At 50.3% G+C, this 304-nt stretch carries 1 pseudogene; it reads left to right on the top strand.

What is annotated here, in order from left to right:
* Positions 1 to 304, top strand: a pseudogene (locus B3180_RS07140) (phosphate ABC transporter, permease protein PstA); the annotation flags it as partial.

Here is a 304-nt window from a genome sequence, read left to right as displayed (position 1 = left end):
CCGGCCCTGGATCTGGTTAACCGCCGGCTCAGTTAGCATCAGCTTAATAGCGGTTATCGGGCTGGTATTAATGATTGGCTGGCGTGGACTGTCGTTTTTCTGGCCCGCCGCCATTCATGAAATGTCTATTGAACAGGCTGACGGTTCAACACGCACGCTCATTGGTGAAATCTATGAGAGCGAGTCGGTGCCAACATCACGAATCAGTAACTCGGGCACCATCATGGATGGTTACGAAGAAGAGGAAGTGACTCGTTACCTGATGAAAATTGGTAACCGTGAGTACGTACCTCTGGATTTTGCC

This window comes from Idiomarina sp. UBA4206 (assembly GCF_002383015.1).
GTDB lineage: Bacteria > Pseudomonadota > Gammaproteobacteria > Enterobacterales > Alteromonadaceae > Idiomarina > Idiomarina abyssalis.
The sequence above is the reverse complement of the archived record's forward strand: the minus strand, read 5'-3'. Positions and strand labels throughout refer to the sequence as shown.